Source organism: Diaminobutyricibacter sp. McL0608, assembly GCF_039613825.1.
GTDB lineage: Bacteria > Actinomycetota > Actinomycetes > Actinomycetales > Microbacteriaceae > Diaminobutyricibacter.
Window position 1 is genome coordinate 784,716 of the sequence record NZ_CP154826.1, and the last position, 22,114, is coordinate 806,829.

At 68.8% G+C, this 22,114-nt stretch carries 16 protein-coding genes; 13 read left to right on the top strand and 3 right to left on the bottom strand.

What is annotated here, in order from left to right; translation table 11 throughout:
* Positions 1-20 precede the first annotated feature (20 nt).
* The 10 genes from AAYO93_RS03670 (at position 21) to AAYO93_RS03715 (ending at position 14,671) form a co-directional block, all read left to right on the top strand.
* Complete coding sequence (locus AAYO93_RS03670; RefSeq protein WP_345763662.1) at positions 21-1,175, top strand: cystathionine gamma-synthase; 1,155 nt, start codon at positions 21-23, stop codon at positions 1,173-1,175.
* Positions 1,176-1,263: 88 nt separating this feature from the next.
* Entirely contained in the window at positions 1,264-2,619 is a 1,356-nt protein-coding gene (locus tag AAYO93_RS03675) for a glycosyltransferase (RefSeq protein ID WP_345763663.1), read from the top strand.
* On the top strand, positions 2,616-4,841 hold the full coding sequence (locus AAYO93_RS03680) for a glycosyltransferase family 39 protein (RefSeq protein ID WP_345763664.1): 2,226 nt from the start codon (positions 2,616-2,618) through the stop codon (positions 4,839-4,841). The genes AAYO93_RS03675 and AAYO93_RS03680 overlap by 4 nt, the downstream gene beginning before the upstream one ends.
* Before the next feature lie 65 nt (positions 4,842-4,906).
* Entirely contained in the window at positions 4,907-6,355 is a 1,449-nt protein-coding gene (locus tag AAYO93_RS03685) for an APC family permease (protein WP_345763665.1), read from the top strand.
* A gap of 226 nt (positions 6,356-6,581) precedes the next feature.
* Positions 6,582-7,577 carry a LacI family DNA-binding transcriptional regulator gene (locus AAYO93_RS03690; RefSeq protein ID WP_345764958.1) on the top strand — a complete coding sequence of 332 codons (996 nt, stop codon included), beginning with the start codon at positions 6,582-6,584 and terminating at the stop codon, positions 7,575-7,577.
* A 251-nt stretch (positions 7,578-7,828) separates the two neighbouring features.
* Positions 7,829-9,628 (top strand): ribulokinase, encoded by a 1,800-nt coding sequence (gene araB, locus AAYO93_RS03695; protein WP_345763666.1) that lies wholly within the window; start codon positions 7,829-7,831, stop codon positions 9,626-9,628.
* Entirely contained in the window at positions 9,625-10,341 is a 717-nt protein-coding gene (locus AAYO93_RS03700) for an L-ribulose-5-phosphate 4-epimerase (protein WP_345763667.1), read from the top strand. Before araB ends, AAYO93_RS03700 begins: the two co-directional genes overlap by 4 nt.
* Positions 10,341-11,858, top strand: coding sequence for an L-arabinose isomerase (gene araA, locus AAYO93_RS03705; RefSeq protein WP_345763668.1), 1,518 nt, complete (start codon positions 10,341-10,343; stop codon positions 11,856-11,858). The genes AAYO93_RS03700 and araA overlap by 1 nt, the downstream gene beginning before the upstream one ends.
* Positions 11,859-11,922: 64 nt before the next feature.
* Positions 11,923-13,422, top strand: coding sequence for an MFS transporter (locus AAYO93_RS03710; RefSeq protein WP_345763669.1), 1,500 nt, complete (start codon positions 11,923-11,925; stop codon positions 13,420-13,422).
* Positions 13,423-13,543: 121 nt separating this feature from the next.
* Positions 13,544-14,671 carry a glycerate kinase gene (locus AAYO93_RS03715; protein WP_345763670.1) on the top strand — a complete coding sequence of 376 codons (1,128 nt, stop codon included), beginning with the start codon at positions 13,544-13,546 and terminating at the stop codon, positions 14,669-14,671.
* Positions 14,672-14,860: 189 nt separating this feature from the next.
* On the opposite strand, the gene AAYO93_RS03720 is transcribed toward AAYO93_RS03715, so the two are convergent.
* The 3 genes from AAYO93_RS03720 to AAYO93_RS03730 form a co-directional block, all read right to left on the bottom strand.
* Positions 14,861-16,303, bottom strand: a complete 1,443-nt coding sequence (locus AAYO93_RS03720) for a xylulokinase (RefSeq protein WP_345763671.1) — start codon at positions 16,301-16,303, stop codon at positions 14,861-14,863.
* A 109-nt stretch (positions 16,304-16,412) separates the two neighbouring features.
* Positions 16,413-17,609, bottom strand: a complete 1,197-nt coding sequence (xylA, locus tag AAYO93_RS03725; RefSeq protein WP_345763672.1) for a xylose isomerase — start codon at positions 17,607-17,609, stop codon at positions 16,413-16,415.
* Between the two features lie 84 nt (positions 17,610-17,693).
* Positions 17,694-18,692, bottom strand: coding sequence for a LacI family DNA-binding transcriptional regulator (locus AAYO93_RS03730; protein WP_345763673.1), 999 nt, complete (start codon positions 18,690-18,692; stop codon positions 17,694-17,696).
* Between the two features lie 232 nt (positions 18,693-18,924).
* On the opposite strand from AAYO93_RS03730, the gene AAYO93_RS03735 reads away from it, so the two are divergent.
* The 3 genes from AAYO93_RS03735 to AAYO93_RS03745 are packed head-to-tail and all read left to right on the top strand — an operon-like array spanning position 18,925 to position 22,112.
* On the top strand, positions 18,925-20,211 hold the full coding sequence (locus AAYO93_RS03735) for an ABC transporter substrate-binding protein (protein ID WP_345763674.1): 1,287 nt from the start codon (positions 18,925-18,927) through the stop codon (positions 20,209-20,211).
* Positions 20,212-20,223: 12 nt separating this feature from the next.
* Positions 20,224-21,249, top strand: coding sequence for a carbohydrate ABC transporter permease (locus AAYO93_RS03740; RefSeq protein ID WP_345763675.1), 1,026 nt, complete (start codon positions 20,224-20,226; stop codon positions 21,247-21,249).
* Positions 21,246-22,112 (top strand): carbohydrate ABC transporter permease, encoded by an 867-nt coding sequence (locus AAYO93_RS03745; RefSeq protein ID WP_345763676.1) that lies wholly within the window; start codon positions 21,246-21,248, stop codon positions 22,110-22,112. The genes AAYO93_RS03740 and AAYO93_RS03745 overlap by 4 nt, the downstream gene beginning before the upstream one ends.
* Positions 22,113-22,114 lie beyond the last annotated feature (2 nt).

The following is a 22,114-nucleotide window of genomic DNA, read 5'->3' on the forward strand; positions in this document are numbered from 1 at the left end:
ACCGACGTAAGGACACCACTATGGCTGACACCCGCCAGGGCTTCGACACGCGCGCCATCCACGACGGCCAGGAGTCGGATCCGGCCACCGGTGCGATCATCCCGCCGATCTACCAGACCGCGACCTTCGTGCAGGACGGCATCGGGGTGCTGCGCGGCGGGTTCGAGTACGGCCGGTCGGGCAACCCGACCCGCGCCTCCCTCGAGACGCTCGTCGCCTCGCTCGAGGGCGGCAGGCGCGGCTTCTCGTTCGCCTCGGGCCTCGCCGCCGAGGATGCCCTGCTGCGCGCGGTGCTCTCGCCGGGCGACCATGTCGTGCTCGGCAACGATGTCTACGGCGGAACGCACCGCCTCATCAATCGGGTGCACGGCGCCTGGGGCGTGCGCAACACGACCGTCGACCTCGGCGACCTGGGTGCGGTGAAGACGGCGCTCGGCACCGAGGGCACGCGCATCCTCTGGATCGAGACGCCGAGCAACCCGCTGATGAAGATCAGCGACATCGCGGCGCTCGCAGAGTTCGGCCATGGGGCCGGCGCGCTCGTCGTCGTCGACAACACGTTCGCCTCGCCCGCTCTCCAGCAGCCGCTCGCCCTCGGGGCCGACGTGATCGTGCACTCCACGACGAAATACCTCGGTGGCCACTCCGACGTCATCGGGGGCGCGCTCATCATCGACGATGAAGAACTCGCCGAGAAGGTCGGTTTCATCCAGTTCGCCGCAGGAGCGGTGTCGTCACCGATGGATGCGTGGCTCACCGTGCGGGGGATCAAGACGCTGGGGGTGCGGATGGCCCGCCACTCCGCGAACGCGCAGGCGATCGCCGAGGCTCTGGTCGACCATCCCGCGATCGAGGCGGTGTACTATCCGGGCCTGCCGACGCATCCGGGTCACGCGCTCGCCGCGCACCAGATGAGCGCATTCGGCGGGATGCTCTCCGTCGCGCTCGCAGGGGGAGCATCCGCAGCGCGCCGCTTCGCCGAATCGACCACCGTCTTCCAGCTGGCGGAATCTCTTGGCGGGGTCGAGTCGCTGATCGGCTACCCGTCGGAGATGACGCACGCTTCGGTCCGCGGAACGGCGCTCGAAGTGCCGGACAACGTCGTCAGGCTGTCCGTCGGGATCGAGGATGCGGCCGACCTGCTCGCCGACATCGAGGCGGCACTCTCCCGCTGAGGGGCGCTGCGGCGCCGCGTTGAAACGACTTAAGGGCCTCATAGCAACGCCACAGGGCCGAGGTAGGTAGCTCACCGAGAGTGTGGGCATGTCGAACACCTCCCTCCCTCTCGCTCTCGACATCGTCGTGCCCGTGTACAACGAGCAGGCGACGCTCGACACCAGCATCCGCCGGCTCCACGACTACCTCACCGGGCAGATCGACGTCGCCTGGCGCATCACGATCGCCGACAACGCGAGCACGGATGCGACGGGCGTGATCGCCGAGCGGCTCGTGACCGAGCTGTCCGGCGTGATGGCGGTGCATCTGGCCGAGAAGGGACGCGGACGCGCGCTCAAACAGGTGTGGGGCAGCTCGCCGGCGGAGGTGCTCGTCTACCTCGACGAAGACCTCTCGACCGACCTGGCAGCCCTTCCGCCGCTGGTGGCGCCACTCCTGTCCGGCCACTCCGATCTCGCGATCGGCACCCGTCTCGGGCGCAGCGCACGGGTCACCCGCGGAGGCAGACGTGAGTTCATCTCGCGCAGCTACAACCTGCTCCTGCGCCGCACGATGGCCGTCGGGTTCACGGACGCGCAGTGCGGCTTCAAGGCGATCCGCCGCGACGTCGCAGACCGGCTCCTTCCGCTCGTCGAAGACAACGCGTGGTTCTTCGACACCGAGCTGCTGATCCTCGCCGAGCGGGCCGGGATGCGCATCCACGAGATCCCGGTCGACTGGGTCGACGACCCCGACAGCTCGGTCGACATCGTGTCGACGGCGGTCGAGGACATCCGTGGGATGCTGCGGGTCGGCTCCAACATCGCGCGGGGCCGCATCCCGCTCGAAGCGATCTACGCAGAGTTCGGGCGAAGGCCGTTCGAGCCGCCGAGGCCACCGGGGTTCTTCGGCCAGGTCGTGCGTTTCGGGGCGGTCGGATTGCTCTCCACGGCGGCATTCGCGCTCCTCTATCTCATGCTGCAGACCGTGATGGCGGCGCAGGCTGCGAATTTCGTCGCGCTGCTGCTCACGACCGTGGCGAACACCTGGGCCAACCGGCGCTTCACCTTCGGCGTGCGGGGGAGGCCCGGGGCGGTCAGGCACCAGTTCCAGGGACTGATCGTGTTCGGCATCGCGTGGGCGATGACGAGCGGATCCCTTCTGCTGCTGAACGTCACCGCACCGAACGCCTCCGCCGAGGTCGAGCTGATCGTCCTGACCGTGGCGAACCTGCTCGCGACGCTGGTCCGGTTCGCGCTGCTCCGGCTCTGGGTGTTCAGAGCGCAGACGCGGCGCGGCGGGCGGACGTCGGCTCCGATCGAGCGGCCGGCTCAGGCCGGCGGACCGGATGCGAAAGCCGCCCACCAGCCGCATCACCGCGGACAGCCCGCCCACGTTCCCACACCATCCGATCTCAACACGGCCGTCGCGGACGGCCTCCGACAGGAAGCGAATCCCTCATGAGCGCACCGACATCGACGCCTGCGGGCGCGACTGCAACCCTCCCCGTGCCGGCTCCAGGTCCGGCTCCGGTTCCGGCTCCCGCTGGGCCACGGGGTCCGGGAGCCGACGACAGGCGGGCGACCAGTGCGGCCGGCCGCCTCGTCGGAGCCGGTGGTGTCGGCCACCGCATCCGCTCCGCCGGGCGCCGGCTGATCCGCGGCCGAGCCGAGTCGGCGGCCTGGGAGCGCCCAGCGCTCCTCGGCCTGCTCGCCCTCACCGCCGTCCTCTATCTCTGGGATCTCGGCGCGAGCGGCTGGGCGAACTCGTTCTACTCCGCCGCGGTGCAGGCCGGGTCGGTCGACTGGGAGGCCTTCTTCTACGGTTCCAGTGACGCGGCCAACTCGATCACCGTCGACAAGCCGCCCGCGAGCCTGTGGATCATGGCGCTCTCGGTCCGGATCTTCGGTCTCAGCTCGTGGAGCATCCTCGTTCCTGAAGCCCTCATGGGCGTCGCCACGGTCGCCATCGTGTACTGCATCGTGCGACGCAACTTCTCGGCGAAGACCGCACTTCTGGCGGGCGGAGTGCTGGCGATCACCCCGGTCGCCGCGCTGATGTTCCGGTTCAACAACCCGGATGCGCTGCTCGTCCTGCTGCTCGCCGCGGCGACCTATTTCACCCTGCGGGGCATCGAATCCGGGCGTCTGCGCTGGGTGATCTGGGCCGGCGTCGCCGTCGGGTTCGGGTTCCTCACCAAGCAGTTGCAGGCCTTCCTCATCCTCCCGGCGCTGGCCGGGGTTTACCTCGCAGTCGCACCCGTCTCCCTGCGCACACGGTTCGGGCACCTGTTCGCCGCACTCGGCGCGGTGGTCGTCTCGGCCGGATGGTGGGTCGCAGTCGTCGAGCTCGTCCCGGCGACGCTGCGCCCGTACATCGGCGGATCCCAGACCAACAGCTTCCTCGAGCTCACCTTCGGCTACAACGGACTCGGACGCCTGACCGGCAATGAGACCGGCAGCGTCACCGGCGGCGGCGGAACCGCGGCCGGCGGAGGAGCAGGGATGTGGGGTGCCACCGGCATCTTCCGGCTCTTCGAGAACGAGGTCGGCGGGCAGATCGCGTGGCTGTTGCCGGCATCCATCGTGCTCTTCGTCGCGGCGTTGGTGCTCGGCAGACGGGCGAAGCGAACGGATGCGCGCCGAGCGACGCTCCTCCTGTTCGGCGGCTGGTTGATCGTCACCGCCGTCGCGTTCAGCTTCATGGCGGGCATCTTCCACGCCTACTACACGGTGGCGCTCGCCCCGGCGCTCGCCGGTGTCGTCGCAATCGGCGCTGGAGCCGTCTGGGCCGTGCGCGAGCGGCTGTGGGTGCGCATCCTGGCCGCCGCGACGGTGCTCGGGACTGCAGTGTGGGCATACGTGCTGCTGGCCCGGGCTGAAACCTGGCTTCCCTGGCTGAAGTTCCTGGTCGTTGCGCTCGCGCTCGTCGCGGCGGTGCTGCTCCTGCTGCCGCGTCGGGGGCGGATGCTCGCAGCCGCCACGATCGCCGTCGCGCTCTCGAGCACGCTGCTCGCGCCCGCCGCCTATTCGCTCGAGACCGTCTCGACGCCGCACTCCGGGTCGATCGTGACAGCAGGTCCGACCGTGAGCGGGGCGATGGGCGGCTTCGGCGGACGTCCCGGTGGTGGCGCCGGTGGGGCGCCGGGTGGCGCTGGCGGGGCTGGCGGCCCGGGTGCGAACGGCGGGTTCGGCGGCAACGTGGGTGCTGCCCCGGGCCAGCCGCCCGCGCAGGGTACGACCGGTGGTGCGACGACCCAGGGTGGTGCGACGACAGGTGGCGGGACGGCGGCGCAGCCCGGAGGCGGCGGCGCGGGCGGCCTGCTCGACTCGGGTTCGGTGAGTGCGAGCGTGAAAGCCCTGCTGCTGAAGAACGCCGACGCGTACAAGTGGGTCGCGGCAGCCGTGGGGTCGAACAGTGCCGCCGGCTACCAGTTGGCGACAGGCAAGGCTGTGATGCCGATCGGCGGCTTCAACGGAAGCGATCCGTCGCCGACACTGGCCGAGTTCAAGGCCGATGTCGCTGCGGGCACGATCCACTACTTCATCGCGGGCGGTGTCGGTGGGCAGGCGAATGGGGGAAGCAACTCCTCGAGCAGCATCGCGAGCTGGGTGGAGCAGAACTTCACCGCGAGCACGGTCGGAGGCGTGACCCTCTACGATCTGTCGAGCGGCTCTGCGCAGTGAACCGGAGCCCGACGACCGCGTAGCACGATGCGCCGAATGTCGGTGGACCCCACCATGATGGAGACATGACGGAAAACGGGCCACCGACATTCGGCGTGCCGTCTGGTGTGCCGTCTGGCGCATCCCCGACGGCCACGGCCACTCCACCGCACGGCCATCTGGGTCTGGCCGGGGGCACGGCGCTGTACGTGGCCGCGGTGCTCGGCACGGGCATTCTGGTACTCCCCGCGCTCGCCGCCGCTGCCGCGGGACCGGGCGCCATCCTCGCCGTCGCCGCGCTCGCGATCATCTCGATCCCACTCGCGGCGACCTTCGCCGCGCTTGCTCGCCGCTATCCGGATGCGGGCGGGGTTGCCACGTTCGCCCGTCGTGCGTTCGGTCCGACGGCGGCCCGCGTGATCAGTTACTGGTTCTTCTTCGGCACGCCGATCGGCGCCCCGATCGCCGCCCTGATGACCGCCGAGTACGTCGTCGCGGTCATCGGCGGCACCCGCACCACGACCGTGGTGATCGCGATCGCGCTCATCGCGATCCCGGTCGTCGTGACAGCCTTCGGCGTCCGCTTCGCCGGGTGGCTGCAGCTTGTGCTCTCCGCCGCGCTGGTCGCAGTGCTCGTCTTCGTACTGGCTTCCGCCCTCCCGCACGCGGACGCGGCGAATCTCACACCGTTCCTGCCGCACGGCCTCACCGGGGTCGGCGCTGCGATGAGCCTCTACATCTGGGCGTTCGCCGGGTGGGAGGCCGTCGCGGGCATCGGCGGCGAGTTCCGCCATCCGAATCGCGACATCCCGAGAGCGACAGCGCTCGCGCTCGTGATCGTCTCGGTCGCCTACCTCGCCGTCCAGACCACGACGGTCGCCGTGCTCGGTGGCAAGGCCGCCACCAGCGCCGTGCCGCTGCTCGACCTCGTCCTCGTCTCGAGCGGGCGGAGCGGTGGGGTCGTCGTCGCCGCAATCGCCGCGATCGTCGTCACGGGGGTGTTCAACGCCTACCTCGCCGCGTTCAGCAAGCTGGGTGCGGCGATGGGACGCGATGGCGACCTTCCGCGCTGGTTCGGCCGTGGTGTCGAGAACGGCGGAGTGGCCAGGCGCGGCCTGCTCCTGTCGGCCGTGATCATGGCGATCTACTCCGTCTTCGTCATGTCGATCGGCGAACTGCAGCCGGTCATCCTCATCCACACCAGCATCGCCGCCTCCGTCTACGGGGTCGGCGTCGCGTCGGCGCTCGTGCTGCTTCCCCGGTGGTCGATGGGGTGGTGGATGGCCGCAGCCTCCTCGCTGTTCGCGGCCGGGCTCCTTGCGCTGGCAGGTCCGAACCTCGTCTGGCCGTTCGGGATCGCGCTCGTCGCCGTGCTGGTGGGTGTGATCCTGCGCCGACGCGCCCGGTCACGCGAGCGCGTGGCCGGTGTCTCGCATCCTGAGCCCGAAGCGGCGAGCTCGATTGCCGGGCCGACGGCGGAGTCCTGCGAAGCTGCTGATCATGCAGCCGGCGCGCTGTCCGTCGAGCGTCCGTAGCGCCGCAGCGCATTGATACACCGGTTCGAGACTACGGACTCGCCGACGTATGCCGTCGAGCACAGGAAAACGCACCCCGAATCGCAGGATCGGACAGCCTTTTCCTGTGCTCGCGACCTGTGGTCTGCATAATGGAACCCGTCCCAGCCGACCGGCGCTGGTGCGAACGCCGATCGATCGGATTGACCGCGTGACCGAAGAGACGCCGAAAGGCCGCGCGCCGAGCATGCGCGACGTCGCTCGGATCGCAGGGGTGTCGCACCAGACGGTGTCGCGGGTGATCAACCATCACCCGAGCATCCGGGAATCCACCAAGCAGCGGGTTCTCGCCGTCATGGACGAACTGCAGTACCGGCCGAATCGGGCCGCCCGCGCCCTCGTCACCAGCCGGTCCAACACGATCGGGGTTCTCGCGGCCTCGGCGGCGTCGCTCTACGGACCCGCCAGCAGTATCAGCGCGATCGAGGATGCGGCTCGCGACGCGGGCTACTACGTCACCGTTGCGCATCTCGGCAGCCTCGACCACGACGACATCGTCGCAGCGATCGACCACCTGATGGCACAGGCGGTCGAAGGGGTCGTGGTCGTCGCGCCCCAAGCACCCGTGCTGGAAGCGATCTCCGCCGTCTCGATCGGGGTTCCCTACGTCACCATGCAGACGGCCGGTGTCCTCGAAGGCCACGAACTCTCCGTCGACCAGATCGCCGGCGCGCGCAAGGCCACGCGCCACCTGATCGAACTGGGTCACCGGAACATCGTCCATCTCGCGGGCCCCCAGGACTGGCTCGAGGCCAGGGCGAGGATGAAGGGCTTCTACGACGAGCTCGACGTCGCTGGACTGCCGCGCACGGAGGCGATCCTCGGCGACTGGACGGCGGACTTCGGGTTCGAAGCGGGCCACGCACTCTTTGCGGACTCGAGCGTGACGGCGGTGTTCTCGTCGAACGACCAGATGGCCCTGGGCCTGCTTCACGCGATCCGCGATGCCGGACTCGACGTTCCGGGCGACGTCAGCGTGGTCGGGTTCGACGACATCCCCGAGGCGGCCCACTTCTGGCCGCCCCTGACGACGGTCCGTCAGGACTTCGGCGAGCTTGGCCGGCGATGCATAGCGCTGCTTCTCGCGGACATCGACGGAATCACTTCGCCGGTCGACGAGGTCGTGCAGCCCCAGCTCATCGTGCGCGCGTCGACCGCGCGGCTCAACCTGTCCCGTTCATAAAACAGGAGTTCGTGTGACTGGCGTGACTGTTGCGCATCCGGATGCCCGGTTCGGGCCTCGTCTGTCGCGTCTGTCACACGAACTCCTGTTTTGTGAACACGACTGACCGGTGGCGCAGGCTCCGGCCACCCCGCCGCAGCTTGACAGCCTGCCGGAGCCCGCGTGTACCATGGACCACAATGTTACCGTTCACATTAACGAGCGGACCAGCAATCCGACGCGACCTCCGGCCGCGCGACAAAGGAGTCATCGTGACGAACACTGAGCCGGCCGGCGCATCCCCGGATCGCTACGTCATCGGCGTCGACTACGGCACCCTCTCCGGGCGCGCGGTCGTCGTGCGCGTCTCCGACGGCGCCGAACTCGGCTCGGCCGTGCTCGACTATCCGCACGCCGTCATGGACGCGACGCTCGCCTCGACCGGCGCGACGCTCCCGCCGGACTGGGCGCTGCAGGTCCCTGCCGACTACGTCGAGGTCCTCCGCACCGCCGTCCCGGCCGCAGTCACGGCGGCCGGCATCGACCCGGCGCAGGTGATCGGTATCGGAACCGACTTCACCGCCTGCACCGTTCTCCCCCTCACCGCCGACGGCATCCCGCTCAGTGAGCTTGCCGAGTTCGCCGACCGCCCGCACGCCTACGTGAAGCTCTGGAAGCACCACGCGGCGCAGCCGCAGGCCGACCGCATCAACACCCTGGCGGCCGAGCGGGGCGAAAGCTGGCTGCCGCGCTACGGGGGACTGATCTCGAGCGAGTGGGAGTTCGCCAAGGGCCTTCAGCTCCTCGAAGAGGACCCGGAGATCTACGACCGCATGGACCACTGGGTCGAGGCGGCGGACTGGATCATCTGGCAGTTGACCGGCCGTTACGTCCGCAACGCCTGCACCGCGGGCTACAAGGGGATCCTCCAGGACGGCCAGTATCCGAGCCGCGACTTCCTCGCCGCGCTCAACCCCGAGTTCGCAGGTTTCGCCGACGACAAGGTCGCCCACGAGATCGGTCGGCTGGGTGATGCTGCCGGAACCTTGTCCGCGCAGGCCGCTGCATGGACCGGCCTGCCCGAGGGCATCGCGGTCGCTGTCGGAAACGTGGATGCGCACGTCACCGCCCCCGCCGCCCAGGCGGTCGAGCCCGGGCAGATGGTCGCGATCATGGGAACATCCACCTGCCACGTGATGAACGGCGACATCCTGACCGAGGTCCCAGGGATGTGCGGCGTGGTGGACGGCGGCATCGTCTCGGGCCTCTACGGCTACGAGGCCGGCCAGTCGGGCGTCGGCGACATCTTCGCCTGGTATGTCGAGAACCAGGTTCCGGGCGCGTACACCGAGGCTGCGCTCGCGGCCGGGGTGAGCATCCACCAGTACCTCACGTCGCTCATCGAGGACCAGCCGGTCGGCGGGCACGGACTCGTCGCCCTCGACTGGCAGTCGGGCAACCGCTCCGTGCTCGTCGACCACGAACTGTCGGGAGTCGTCCTCGGCACCACACTCTCCACCCGGCCGGAGGAGGTCTACCGTGCACTTCTCGAGGCCACCGCGTTCGGAACGCGCACGATCGTCGAGACCTTTGCGGCGAGCGGCGTTCCGGTGAACGAATTCATCGTCGCCGGCGGCCTGCTGAAGAACGCGTTCCTCATGCAGGTGTACAGCGACGTCCTCCGGCTGCCGATCTCGACGATCGCCAGCGAGCAGGGTCCGGCCCTCGGCTCGGCGATCCACGCCGCTGTCGCTGCGGGCGCCTACCCGGATGTGCGGGCCGCCGGGTCCGCGATGGGCAAGCTCGATCGCGCCGTCTACACGCCGAACGAGGCTTCGGCGGCCGCCTACGATCGCCTGTATGCCGAGTACCGCGAGCTCCACGACTACTTCGGTCGAGGCGGCAACGATGTGATGCATCGACTGCGCGCGCTCCGGCGCGACGCCCTCGCGGGGCGTGGGTCGGATGCGGCGAGCGGCCCCGTGCCGCGCGCGCCCGGCCGACACTCGGCTGAGACGGCCGTCGTCTCCTCAGACACCGAGACCCCTGCCGTCGAAGGGGTCGCCCTGTGAGCGCGCCGGCGTTCACCGCGCAGATCGAGCAGGCGATCGACCGCACCCGCGCCGACGTCTCCGCCCTCCACGCGCAACTCGTCTCGAACGGGCTCGTCGTCTGGACCGGCGGCAACGTCTCCGGCCGCGTCCCCGGAGCAGACCTCTTCGTCATCAAGCCGAGCGGCGTCGACTACGGCGATCTCGCCCCGCACACCATGATCCTGTGCGACCTCGACGGTGCCGTCATCCCCGGCACGCCCGGCAGCGACCGTTCACCCTCGAGCGACACCGCCGCGCACGCCTACGTGTATCGCAACATGCCCGAGGTCGGCGGGGTCGTGCACACGCACTCCACGTACGCGACCGCGTGGGCCGCGCGCGGCGAGCCGATCCCGTGCGTGATCACGGCGATGGCCGATGAGTTCGGCGGCGACATCCCGGTCGGCCCGTTCGCGATCATCGGCGACGATTCGATCGGGCGCGGCATCGTCGCCACCCTGAGCGGCCACCGTTCCCGCGCCGTCCTCATGCAGAACCACGGCCCGTTCGCGATCGGAAGCGACGCGCGCGACGCGGTGAAGGCCGCTGTGATGCTCGAAGACGTCGCGCGAACCGTGCACATCGCGCGCCAGGGCGGTCCACTCATCCCTCTTCCGCAGGATGCGATCGATGCGCTCTTCCACCGTTACCAGAACGTGTATGGCCAGACCACTGAAAAGGAAACCGACTGATGCCGAAGCCCGCGACCACACTCGACCACTACGAAGTCTGGTTCCTGACCGGCAGTCAGCACCTGTACGGCGAGGAGACGCTGCGGCAGGTCGCTGACCAGTCCCGCGCGATCGCCGACACCCTGGGTGCCGCGGCCGACGTGCCGGTGCGCATCGTCTGGAAGCCCGTCCTGACCGACGCCGACTCCATCCGCCGGGCAGCTCTCGACGCGAACGCGGACGACACCGTGATCGGACTGATCGCGTGGATGCACACCTTCAGCCCGGCAAAGATGTGGATCGCCGGCCTCGACGCCCTGCGCAAGCCTCTGTTGCACCTGCACACCCAGGCGAACGTCGAACTGCCGTGGGCGGACATCGACTTCGACTTCATGAACCTCAACCAGGCGGCGCACGGCGACCGTGAGTTCGGGTACATCCAGACGCGGCTCGGCGTCGACCGCACGACGGTCGTCGGGCACGTCTCGGATCCGCGCGTCACAAGCCGCGTCGGCACGTGGATGCGCGCAGCTGCCGGGTGGGCGGCGACCCGTTCGCTGAAACTCGCCCGGTTCGGCGACAACATGCGGTATGTCGCGGTGACCGAGGGCGACAAGACCGAGGCCGAGCTGCGGTTCGGGGTGCAGGTGAACACCTGGGGCGTGAACGAGCTGGTGGATGCTGTCGACGCGGCCACCGCATCCGACATCGACGCACTCGTCGCCGAGTACGAAGAGCTGTACGACGTCGTCCCCGAACTGCGGCGGGGTGGCGACCGCCACCAGTCGCTGCGCGACGGTGCGGCGATCGAGCTCGGGCTGCGGTCGTTCCTCGAAGCCGGCGACTTCGGGGCGTTCACGACGAGTTTCGAGGATCTGGGCGGTCTCAGGCAGCTTCCCGGTCTGGCCGTGCAACGGCTCATGGCCGACGGGTACGGCTTCGGCGCCGAAGGCGACTGGAAGACCGCCGTGCTCGTGCGCGCCGCGAAGGTGATGGGCGCTGGGCTGCCGGGTGGCGCATCACTGATGGAGGACTACACGTACGACCTGACGCCGGGAGCCGAGAAGATCCTCGGCGCGCACATGCTCGAAGTGTGCCCGACGCTGTCGAGCGCGCGGCCGACCCTCGAAGTGCACCCGCTGGGCATCGGCGGCAAGGATGACCCGGTGCGCCTGGTCTTCACGGCCGATTCGGGTCCCGGCATCGTGGTCGCGCTGTCGGACATGCGCGACCGGTTCCGTCTCGTCGCCAATGTCGTCGATGTGGTCCAGCCGACCGCGCCGCTGCCCAAGCTCCCTGTCGGGCGGGCGGTCTGGGAGCCCCGACCCGACTTCGTGACCAGCGCATCGGCGTGGCTGCAGGCCGGCGGGGCCCACCACACGGTGATGTCCACCGCCGTCGGCCTGGAGGCGTTCGACGACTTCGCACGCATGGCCCGCACCGAACTGCTGGTGATCGACGAGACGACCTCGCTGCGCGAATTCACCAAAGAGGTGCGATGGAACGCGGCCTACTACCGCCTTGCGGGAGGGATCTGACACTCGGCCGCGCAGGTTCCTGTGGCTCGCGCCAGACCCCGGCCGGAGTCCTAGGCTTGAGTGCATGAGTGTCGAACCGGATGAGAGCGAACGCGGCGGGTCTTGGCCCGCCGATGCATCCGCCACGTCGACCGGCGGGGTAGCCGCGGCGACCCGGGCCACGCTCGGAGAGATCCCCTCCGGAGGCGTTCTCAGCCCCCGCTACCGCTGGATCAGCATCGGGATGTGTGCGCTGATCATGCTGACGGCGTTCGAGGCGCTCGCCGTGACGACGATCATGCCGACCATCAGCAGGGAGCTGGACGGCGCATCCCTCTACGCGTTCGCCTTCGCGGGTCCGCTCGCCGTCAGCGTGGTGGGGATGGTGCTGGCCGGGGCATGGTCGGATCGCGGCAACCCGCGCAACGCGCTGTTCGCATCCGTCGCCCTGTTCGCCGCCGGACTGCTCATCGCGGGGCTCGCACCGACGATGGGGATCTTCGTGGTCGGTCGCCTCGTGCACGGCTTCGGCGGCGGCGCGATGACCGTCGTGTTCTACGTGATCGTCGCGCGCGTCTACCCTCCGGTGCTGCACCCGCGGATCTTCGCCGGCTTCGCCGCCGCGTGGGTCATCCCGTCGCTGATCGGTCCGTTCATCGCGGGAATCGTCGCCGAGTCGGTCGGCTGGCGCTGGGTGTTCCTCGGCGTCATCGCACTGGTGCTGCTGGCGATGCTGATGGTGGTGCCAGTGATGCGCAAGATGCATGCGCCGAGCGGCAACACGGATCGGCCGCCGTGGAACATCCGCCGGATCGTATGGGCGGTGCTGGCCGCCGTCGCGGTTCTGGCCATCAACCTGTCGGCGGAAGCGCGCGGTCCGGTGCAGTGGATCGTCCCGATCGTCGCCGTTGTGATCGCGGGCTTCGCGCTGCGGCCGCTCCTTCCGCCGCACACGTTGAGCGCCGGGCGGGGGCTGCCGAGCGTGATCCTGTTGCGTGGCCTCGTGGCCGCGACGTTCTTCGGAACCGAGGTCTACGTCCCTTACCTGCTGACCAGCCAGTTCGGCCTCTCACCGGCGATCGCGGGGCTCGCTCTGACGGCGGCAGGGATCACGTGGTCGACCGCGTCATGGGTGCAGGGACGGTTCCCTTCGATCAGTCACCTCGCCAGCATCCGGATCGGCATCGGGTTGGTCGCGATCGCGATCGCGCTGTCGCTGTCGACGGCGCTGCTCGCACTGAATCCCGTCGTGCAGATCGTCGGATGGGCGATCGCGGGCGCTGGAATGGGCCTCATGTACCCGAGGCTCACCGTGATGACACTCGAGTATTCGACGACGGCAGACCAGGGTTTCAACAGTTCGGCGTTGTCGATCGCGGACTCGATCGGATCGGCGATCGCGCTCGCCGCGACGGCGATCGCCTTCGCTGCGCTCCAGCCGGTGGGCGGTGCGTGGCCGTTTGCGGGGTCGTTCGCGGTGACCGGGGTGATCTGCCTCGTAGCCCTGGTGCTCGGCGGCCGGGTGATTGCCGGCCGCGTGATCGCGCCCGGGGCTGCCGCGCTGGTGGCCGACCCGTCGCACTAACTGCTCGCCGGCGGCCGGGCCGGTCGTCGCACTAGCTGCGTCTCACCGCACTGAGTAGACGTAGTGCGGTGAGACGAAACTAGTGCGCCGGGCACCCGGCCGTTTCTGCCACGCTGGACCCATGACGGGATCCTTCACGGTGGTGGTCGCGCCCGACTCGTTCAAGGGGTCGGCGACCGCCGCTGCCATCGCGACGGCGATCGCCGATGGCTGGATGTCCGTGCGTCCCGGCGACGTCGTCCTGCCAACGCCGATGGCCGACGGCGGCGAAGGCACGCTGGATGCGTTCGAGCTCGCGGTTCCCGGAGCCACCCGGATCCCCGTCATGGTGCAGGGCCCCGCCGGCGGAACCGTGTCGGCGTCGTGGCTGCTCCTCCCGCAGAGCGACGAGTTCCCGGGCGGCGTCGGAATCGTCGAACTGGCCACGACGAGCGGGATCACCCTCCTGGACGAGCTCGCCCCGCTCGACGCCCACACCCTCGGGTTCGGCCAGGCAATCGCGGATGCGCTCGACCACAGAGTCTCGCGGCTGCTGCTCGCGATCGGAGGGAGCGCATCCACTGACGGCGGTGTCGGCGCCCTCGCGGCCCTCGGGGCGCGCTTCTCCGATGCCCAGGGCCGACCCATCCGCCTCGGCAACCGGGGTCTCGGCAGCCTTGCGCGTGTCGACCTCGGCGGACTTCGCGCTCTTCCGGATGCCGGTGTCGCCATCCTGAGCGACGTCACCAACCCGCTGCTCGGTCCCGCGGGTGCGGCAGCGGTCTTCGCCCCGCAGAAGGGTGCGAACGAGGCGCAGGTGCTGGGTCTCGAGTCGGGGCTGGTCCGGCTCGAACGGCTGGTGCGCGCGGAGCGGCCCGGCGTCCGAGCGACGACAGCCGGCGCGGGTGCGGCCGGTGGAACGGGTTATGGGATGCTCGCCTGGGGCGCCACGATGACCCCCGGCGCCGGGGCGGTCGGAGATGCGCTCGGCCTGCCGTCACTGATTGCGGCCGCCGACGTCGTCGTGACCGGTGAGGGCCGTTTCGATGCACAGTCGGCAGCGGGGAAAGCGCCCTCGTATGTGGCGGGACTCGCGCGGTCCGCCGGCGTGCGCGCGATGTTGGTCGCCGGCGCGATCGAGGCGTGCGACGTTCCGTTCGACGAGGCGGTTTCGCTCGTCGAACTCGCCGGTGGGGCAGCGGATGCGATAGCCGACCCGGTCAGGTGGGCGCGCGCTGCCGGTGCGCGGCTGGCTTCGCGCATCCGCTGAGCGTGGCACGCTCCGACGCCGCCGCTTGCGGCACCGTTTCCCGCCGAGGTCTCGGCGCGAGTGCGGCACCTCCGGTCGAGCGCGACAGTTCTGCCGGGCGCTCTCGACCGGAAGTGACGCACTCGGCCGGCGCAAGGGCGCCCCGGCCGGCGCGAGGACGTCCCCGCCGAAGTAGGGGCGCCGGGCGGGCTAGACGCTCAGTGCGGCGTACCGCGCATACTGCTCGCGGACGACCGGGCGGTGGTCAGGCGCCGGCTCCGCCACGATCGCGAGTGGCCACGCCGGCCGAGTGCCGGTGAGCACCCACGCCGCCTGCACGGCCGCGCCGTCCGCGACGTATTCGCCGGGCTCCGGGATCACGACGGGCGCGTCGAACACCTGCGCCGCGACGGCCACCACGGCCGGGTTCTGCGCCGCGCCGCCGATGATCAGGATGCGCGTCTCGTGCACACCGACAGCGCGCACGGCATCCAGTCCCGCAGCGAGGCCGCACAGCATCCCTTCGACGGCCGCGCGGGCGAGGTTGCCGCGCGTGGTCGAGGCCAGGGTGAGACCGTGGAGGCTCGCATTCGCATCCGGAAGGTTGGGGGTGCGCTCGCCTTCGAAGTAGGGGACGAGCACGACGCCGTCCGAACCCGCGGGCGCACTGAGCGCCAGGTCGGCAAGGCCGGCATGGTCGACGTCGAGCACCCGGGCAACGGCGTCGAGCACGCGGGCTGCGTTGAGCGTCGCGACGAGGGGGAGGGAGAGCCCGCTCGCGTCGGCGAACCCGGCGACCGCGCCGGTGATGTCGATGGTTGGATGCTCGGTGACCGCGAACACGGTGCCGCTGGTTCCGAGGGACACCACTACGTCCCCAGCCCCGGCGCCCAGCCCGAGCGCAGCGCCCGCATTGTCGCCCGCTCCGGGACCGATCACGACACCGGACGGCGTTGTTCCCGCCGACTCGCCCGGCCCGAGCACGCGTGGCAGAACGACCGCCCCATCAGGGCCGGAGCTGCCGGCTTCGCGCCCCACCCGGCCGAGCGCCCGCTCGAACAGGTCGAAGTCGTACGCGCCGGTGGACGCGCTCCAGTACGCCGTGCCGCTCGCATCCGACCGGTCGGTGCGCAGTTCGTCCAGCACCGGTCCGAGCGGGCTCTCGCCGACCGGGCCGTAGCCGCGCAGCCGCCAGGTCAGCCAGTCGTGGGGGAGTGCGACGGCGGCGACCCGCGCGGCATTCGCCGGCTCGGCGTCGCGCAGCCAGCGCAGCTTGGTCGCGGTGAAGGATGCGACGGGCACGAGGCCCGTGCGACGCGAGTACTCATCGGCCCCGACCTCGGCGATCAGGTCGAGCGCCGCCTGGGCGCTGCGGGTGTCGTTCCAGAGGAGAGCGGGGCGAATGACCTGGCCGGCCGCGTCGAGGACCACCATGCCGTGCTGCTGGCCGGCCACTGCGATCGCGGCGACATCGTCGAGACCGCCGGCGTCGGCGATCGCCGACTGGAGCGCATCCCACCAGAACGCCGGGTCGACCTCCGTGCCGTCGGGGTGGGTCGCGCGGCCGGACCGCACGTGCGCCCCCGACTCGAGGTCGCGCACGACGACCTTGCAGCTCTGGGTGGATGAGTCGACTCCGGCGACGAGCGTCATGGCTGTTCCTTACGGTGCTTTCGGTGCTTCGACGACGAACGGTGAGCTCCGCACGTGACACGCGTGGCGCGTCAGAGCAGAACTCACCGTTCGGCGATCATGGGTGGGACTAGGAGCGGGCGCCGATCAGGTGCTCGAGAGCCAGCTGCTGGAGGCGAACGAAGCCGAAGCCCTTGCCGCCGAAGTAGGCGGAGGGGTCGAAGTCTTCATAGGATGCGCGGTCGGCGAGCAGGTCGTCGTAGGACTCACCGGCGCCGAGGGTCGGCACGGAGAGCTGGGTGACGCGCGACGCTTCGAGCGCTTCCTGCACCTCGGGGTCGGCGCGGAACGCCTGGGCCCGCTCCTTGAGGAGGAGGTAGGTGCGCATGTTCGCTGCGGCCGAGTCCCACACGCCGGTGATGTCTTCGGTGCGCGACGGCTTGTAGTCGAAGTGGCGCGGGCCGTCGTACGACGGGCCGCCGTTCGGGCCGCCGTTCTCGAGGAGGTCGACGAGCGCGAAGGCATTCTGCAGGTCGCCGTGTCCGAAGACGAGGTCCTGGTCGTACTTGATGCCGCGCTGGCCGTTCAGGTCGATGTGGAACAGCTTGCCCTGGTACAGCGCCTGGGCGATGCCCGCGGCGAAGTTCAGTCCGGCCATCTGCTCGTGGCCGACCTCGGGGTTGACGCCGACGAGCTCGGGACGCTCGAGGGTCTCGATGAAGGCCATCGCGTGGCCGACGGTCGGGAGCAGGATGTCGCCACGCGGCTCGTTCGGTTTCGGCTCGATCGCGAAGCGGATGTCGTAGCCCTTGTCGGTGACGTAGTCGCCGAGCAGGTTGACGGCCTCGCGGTAGCGCTCGAGAGCAGCACGGATGTCCTTGGCGGCGTCGTATTCGGCGCCTTCGCGGCCGCCCCACATGACGAACGTCTTGGCGCCGAGCTCGGCTGCGAGGTCGAGGTTGCGCAGCACCTTGCGGAGCGCGAAGCGGCGAACCTCGCGGTCGTTGGAGGTGAACCCGCCGTCTTTGAAGACCGGGGCGCTGAACAGGTTGGTGGTGACCATCGGGATGATGAGGCCGGTGTCGCTGAGGGCCTGCTTCAGTCGGTCGATCTGCTTCTGGCGCTCGGCGTCGGTCGAACCGAAGGCGAAGAGGTCGTCATCGTGGAACGTGAGGCCGTAGGCGCCGAGCTCGCTGAGCCGGGTAACTGCCTCGACGACGTCGAGCTGGGGGCGGGTGGGGCCGCCGAACGGGTCTGTGCCGTTGTAGCCGATGGTCCACAGACCGAAGGAGAATTTGTCGTCGCGGGTGGGGGTCGTCGTGCTCATGAGTCTGCTTCCTTCAGCATCATTGGTGATTTGTTGCGAGAATAAACATATAGGCAGTGTCTGCGAAACGCAATCCGGGTCCCATCATCGCGGAGGCGCGGTCGTCGCGCGAACAATCAGTCGGGTGGGCAGGCGGATGTGCGTCGGTGACGGCGACTCGCCCTTCATCAGGGCGACCAGCAGGTCCGCCGCGGCTGCGCCGAGCTGCTGCATCGGCTGCGCCACAGTGGTCAGAGGGCGGTTGTGTGTGGACGCTTCGGGGATGTCGTCGAATCCGACGACGGAGACGTCTCCGGGCACGTCGAGTCCGAGCTCCGTCGCGGCCTTGATCACGGCGATGGCCGAGAGGTCGTTCGCTGCGAAGATCGCCGTGGGCCGGTCCGCTCGTGACAGGAGGCGCGTGGCCGCTTCGCGCCCGGTGTCCTGCTGGTAGCGGCCGACGCCGACCAGGGATGCGTCGAACGGCAGTCCTGCCTCTGCGAGCGCCCGCCGGTAGCCGGCATCGCGGAGGATCGACGAACGCAGGTCGGGGCGACCCGCGACGAAACCGATCCGCTTGTGCCCGAGCTCGACCAGGTAGCTCGTCGCGTGCCGTGCCCCCGTGAAGCTGTCGGACTCGACGGTCGGCAGGTCCGCGTGGCCGGTGTGCGGGTCGATGGCAACGATCGGCACATCGGCGGTCACGTTCACCACGGTCGGAGTGACCATGATCGCGCCGTCGATCAAGGTGCCGCTCAGCCTGCTGAGGGAGCGTCGCTCCCATCCCTCGCTCGAGGCCTGCCGTGAGCCGCTGTACGCGAGCAGGTCGTATCGCGAATCATGCAGGGCGGTGCCGACACCTTTCAGGATCTCGGCGCTGAACGGCTCGAAGTCCGCGACCAGGACGCCGATGACGCCGGTGCGGCGGGATCGCATGCTGCTGGCGACGAGACTGGATTCATACCCGAGCTTCTCGACTGCCTCCAGCACGCGCTCGACAGTGTCGACGGCGATGCCGTAGCGCCCGTTGACCGCTTTCGACACGGTCGATACGGAGACACCGGCTGCTGCAGCCACATCGTGAATGGTCGGTCTTCGTCCCATGACCCTTGACACTAGCGCAATGGAAATCATTTTCGAAAACGTTTGACACTCTCAGGTGGGTTTGTAACACTGATGCCTCATCCGGGCCTGAGTCCGGAGACCCCTATGGGTACGCGGTCGGCTCCAGTGCTACGAGGCAGTCGCACCAGCCGGCACAACGCGAACCCAGTTCACCGGGCACCTCGGACATCACCGAGGTCCTGCTCAACGAAGAGAACAGGTTGGAAATCACATGAAAGCCAAGAAGCTCCTTGCGGGGGCGGCTGTCCTGGTTGCCGGCATGATGGCACTGAGTGCCTGTAGCGCACCAAGCAGCAACTCCAGCAATGGCAAGGTCACCATGACCCTCTGGCAGAACTCGACTACTGGCCCCGGCCAGCAGTTCTGGAAGGATGCGGCAGCATCGTTCCACACGAAGAACCCGAACGTCACCATCAAGGTCCAGACCGTCCAGAACGAGGCCCTCGACGGCAAGCTCCAGACGGCGCTGAACTCCGGCGACGCGCCCGACATCTTCCTGCAGCGTGGTGGCGGCAAGATGGCGGCGATGGTGCAGGCCGGACAGCTGATGGACATCACCGGCAAGCTCTCCTCCGACACCAAGGCGAACATCTCCCAGGGTTCGTTCAAGGCGGAGACCTACCAGGGCAAGGTCTGGGCGATGCCCCTCTCCGTGCTCCCCGGCGGCCTGTTCTACAGCAAGGACCTCTTCAGCAAGGCGGGCATCAACGAAGCCCCCGCGACGATCGACGACCTGTCGGCCGACGTCACGAAGCTGAAGGCCACGGGCGTGGCTCCGATCGCGCTCGGCGCGAAGGACGCCTGGCCCGCCGCTCACTGGTACTACTGGTTCGCTCTGCGCGAGTGCTCCGGTGACACCATGGAGAAGACCGCGGACTCGAAGGACTTCTCCGACCCGTGCTGGCTGAAGGCCGCTGAAGACCTGCAGGCCTTCGCCGGCGAGAAGCCGTTCAACAACGGGTTCCTCACCACTTCCGCTCAGCAGGGCGCAGGCAGCTCGGCTGGACTCGTCGCGAACCACAAGGCCGCGATGGAGCTCATGGGCGCCTGGGACCCGGGAGTGATCGGATCGCTCACGCCCGACCAGAAGCCGCTTCCGGACCTCGGTTTCTACCCGTTCCCCGAACTCTCCGGCGGTAACGGCCAGCCCGGCTCGATCATGGGTGGTGTCGACGGGTACTCCTGCTCGGCCAAGGCTCCGAAGCAGTGTGCCGACTTCCTGAACTACATCGCGTCCACGGAGCAGCAGACCGCCTACTACAAGGCGTACAACTCCCCGCCGGTCAACACCGAAGCGCAGAAGGCCGTCACCGAGCCGTACCTGAAGGATGTCCTGGCCGCCTACAACAAGGCGCCGTTCGTCTCGCAGTGGCTCGACACGATCCTCGGCCAGAACATCGGAAACGCGCTCAACGTCGCTGTCGTCGACATGCTGGCGGGCAAGAGTGACCCCAAGGGGCTCATCCAGGCCGCCAACGACGCAGCCAAGAAGGGCTAAGAGGAACATCCAGTGAGCAACACCCGCGAGAAAACCTCGACCGAAAAAGGGTCGAAGGCCGATCTCGCGCAGCGAGGCGGGGGCGGCGCGAACGCGTCGCTCCCGCCGAAGCCGCGGCGTCGCCGCCGCGGCTTCGGCTGGGCGGGGCGCATGGAGATCGCCATCCTGGCAGGGCCGGCGGCCCTCGTCTTCATCGGCTTCGTGATCTTCCCGGTCGTCATGGCCGCCTACTACGGATTCTTCCGGTGGAATGGCTACGGACCGCCGACCGACTTCGTCGGTCTGCAGAACTACTTCGTCATCGTCACGGACAAAGCGTTCCAGGAAGCGCTGGGTCACAACCTCTTCATCCTGGTCATGTCCCTGGTCCTCCAGGGGCCGGCAGCCATCCTCCTTGCGCTGCTGCTCAATCGCAAGATGCGCGGACAGTCGCTCATCCGCGTGCTGATCTTCGTGCCCTACGTCATCTCCGAAGTCGTGGTCGGAACCGGCCTGAGCCTGATGCTCTCGACCAACGGTGCCTTCAACGGGTTCCTGGAGTCGATCGGCCTCTCGTCGTGGGCCCACGACTGGCTCGCCGATCCGAGTCTCGCCATCTGGACCCTGATGGGGATCCTCACCTGGAAGTACATCGGATTCGCAGTGATCCTGTTCCTCGCAGGTCTGCAGGGTGTTCCTGAGGAGCTCTACGAGGCTGCCGCTCTGGACGGCGCGTCGTACTGGCAGATCCAGTGGAGGATCACCCTCCCACTGCTCGCTCCCACGCTCCGCATCTGGGCGTTCCTCTCGGTCATCGGTGCGCTGCAGCTGTTCGACCTCGTCTACATCATCTGGGGTCAGTACGTCGCGTCGACCGCCGGGACCTCGACCATGGCGACCTACATGGTCTCGAACGGCCGCGACGCCGGCAACTTCGGGTACGGCAACGCCGTCGCCGTCGTGATCTTCCTCATCTCCCTGATCATCGCGCTGTTCTACCAGCGCTTCGTCCTCCGCCGCGACACCCAGGGCGCACTGACTGAAAGGAAGGCGAAATGAGCGCCATCGCCTCTGTTCGCGCCGCACGGCGGAAGGAGCGCAAGGCCCTTCCCTGGGGTTCTCCCGCTGTGTATTTCGTGGCGCTCGTCGTCATCGCACTGATGCTCGTACCGATCGCGTACATCATCATCGGCGGCTTCCGCACGAACTCGCAGATCACGGTCGACCCGGCCGGCTTCCCGAACCCCTGGAACTTCCAGAACTACATCGACGTGCTCACCGGCGGGGTCTTCTGGGCCCAGGTGGGGAACTCGCTGATCGCCGCCCTCGCGACGACGATCGGCGTCATCGCGCTCGGTCTTGCTGCCAGCTACGTGCTGGCACGGTATGAATTCAAGGGCCGCGGGGCGCTGTACGCTCTGTTCGCCGCCGGCCTCATGTTCCCGATCACGGTCGCGATCACGCCGTTGTACATCGTCGTGCGCAACCTGGGACTGACGAACTCGCTCGCGGGCGTCATCATCCCGCAGATCGCCTTCGCGCTCCCGACGACGATCATCATCCTCGTGCCGTTCCTCCGGGCCATACCGGACGAGCTCCAGGAGGCGGCCTTCATCGACGGCTGCAGCCGGCTCGGATTCTTCTGGCGGATGGTGCTGCGGCTCTCGCTGCCCGGAGTGATCACCGTCGGGATCCTCGCCTTCATCGGCAGCTGGAACAGCTATCTCCTTCCCTTGTTCATCCTGAACGACCAGGCGACGTACACCCTGCCACTCGGTGTGCAGGCGTTCTCGTCGCAGTACTCGACGAACACAGCCGAGGTGCTCGCGTTCACGTCGTTGTCGATGATCCCCGCCCTCGTGTTCTTCAGCCTGTTCGAGCGCCGCATCGTCGGCGGGCTCACCGGTGCGGTCAAGGGCTGAGC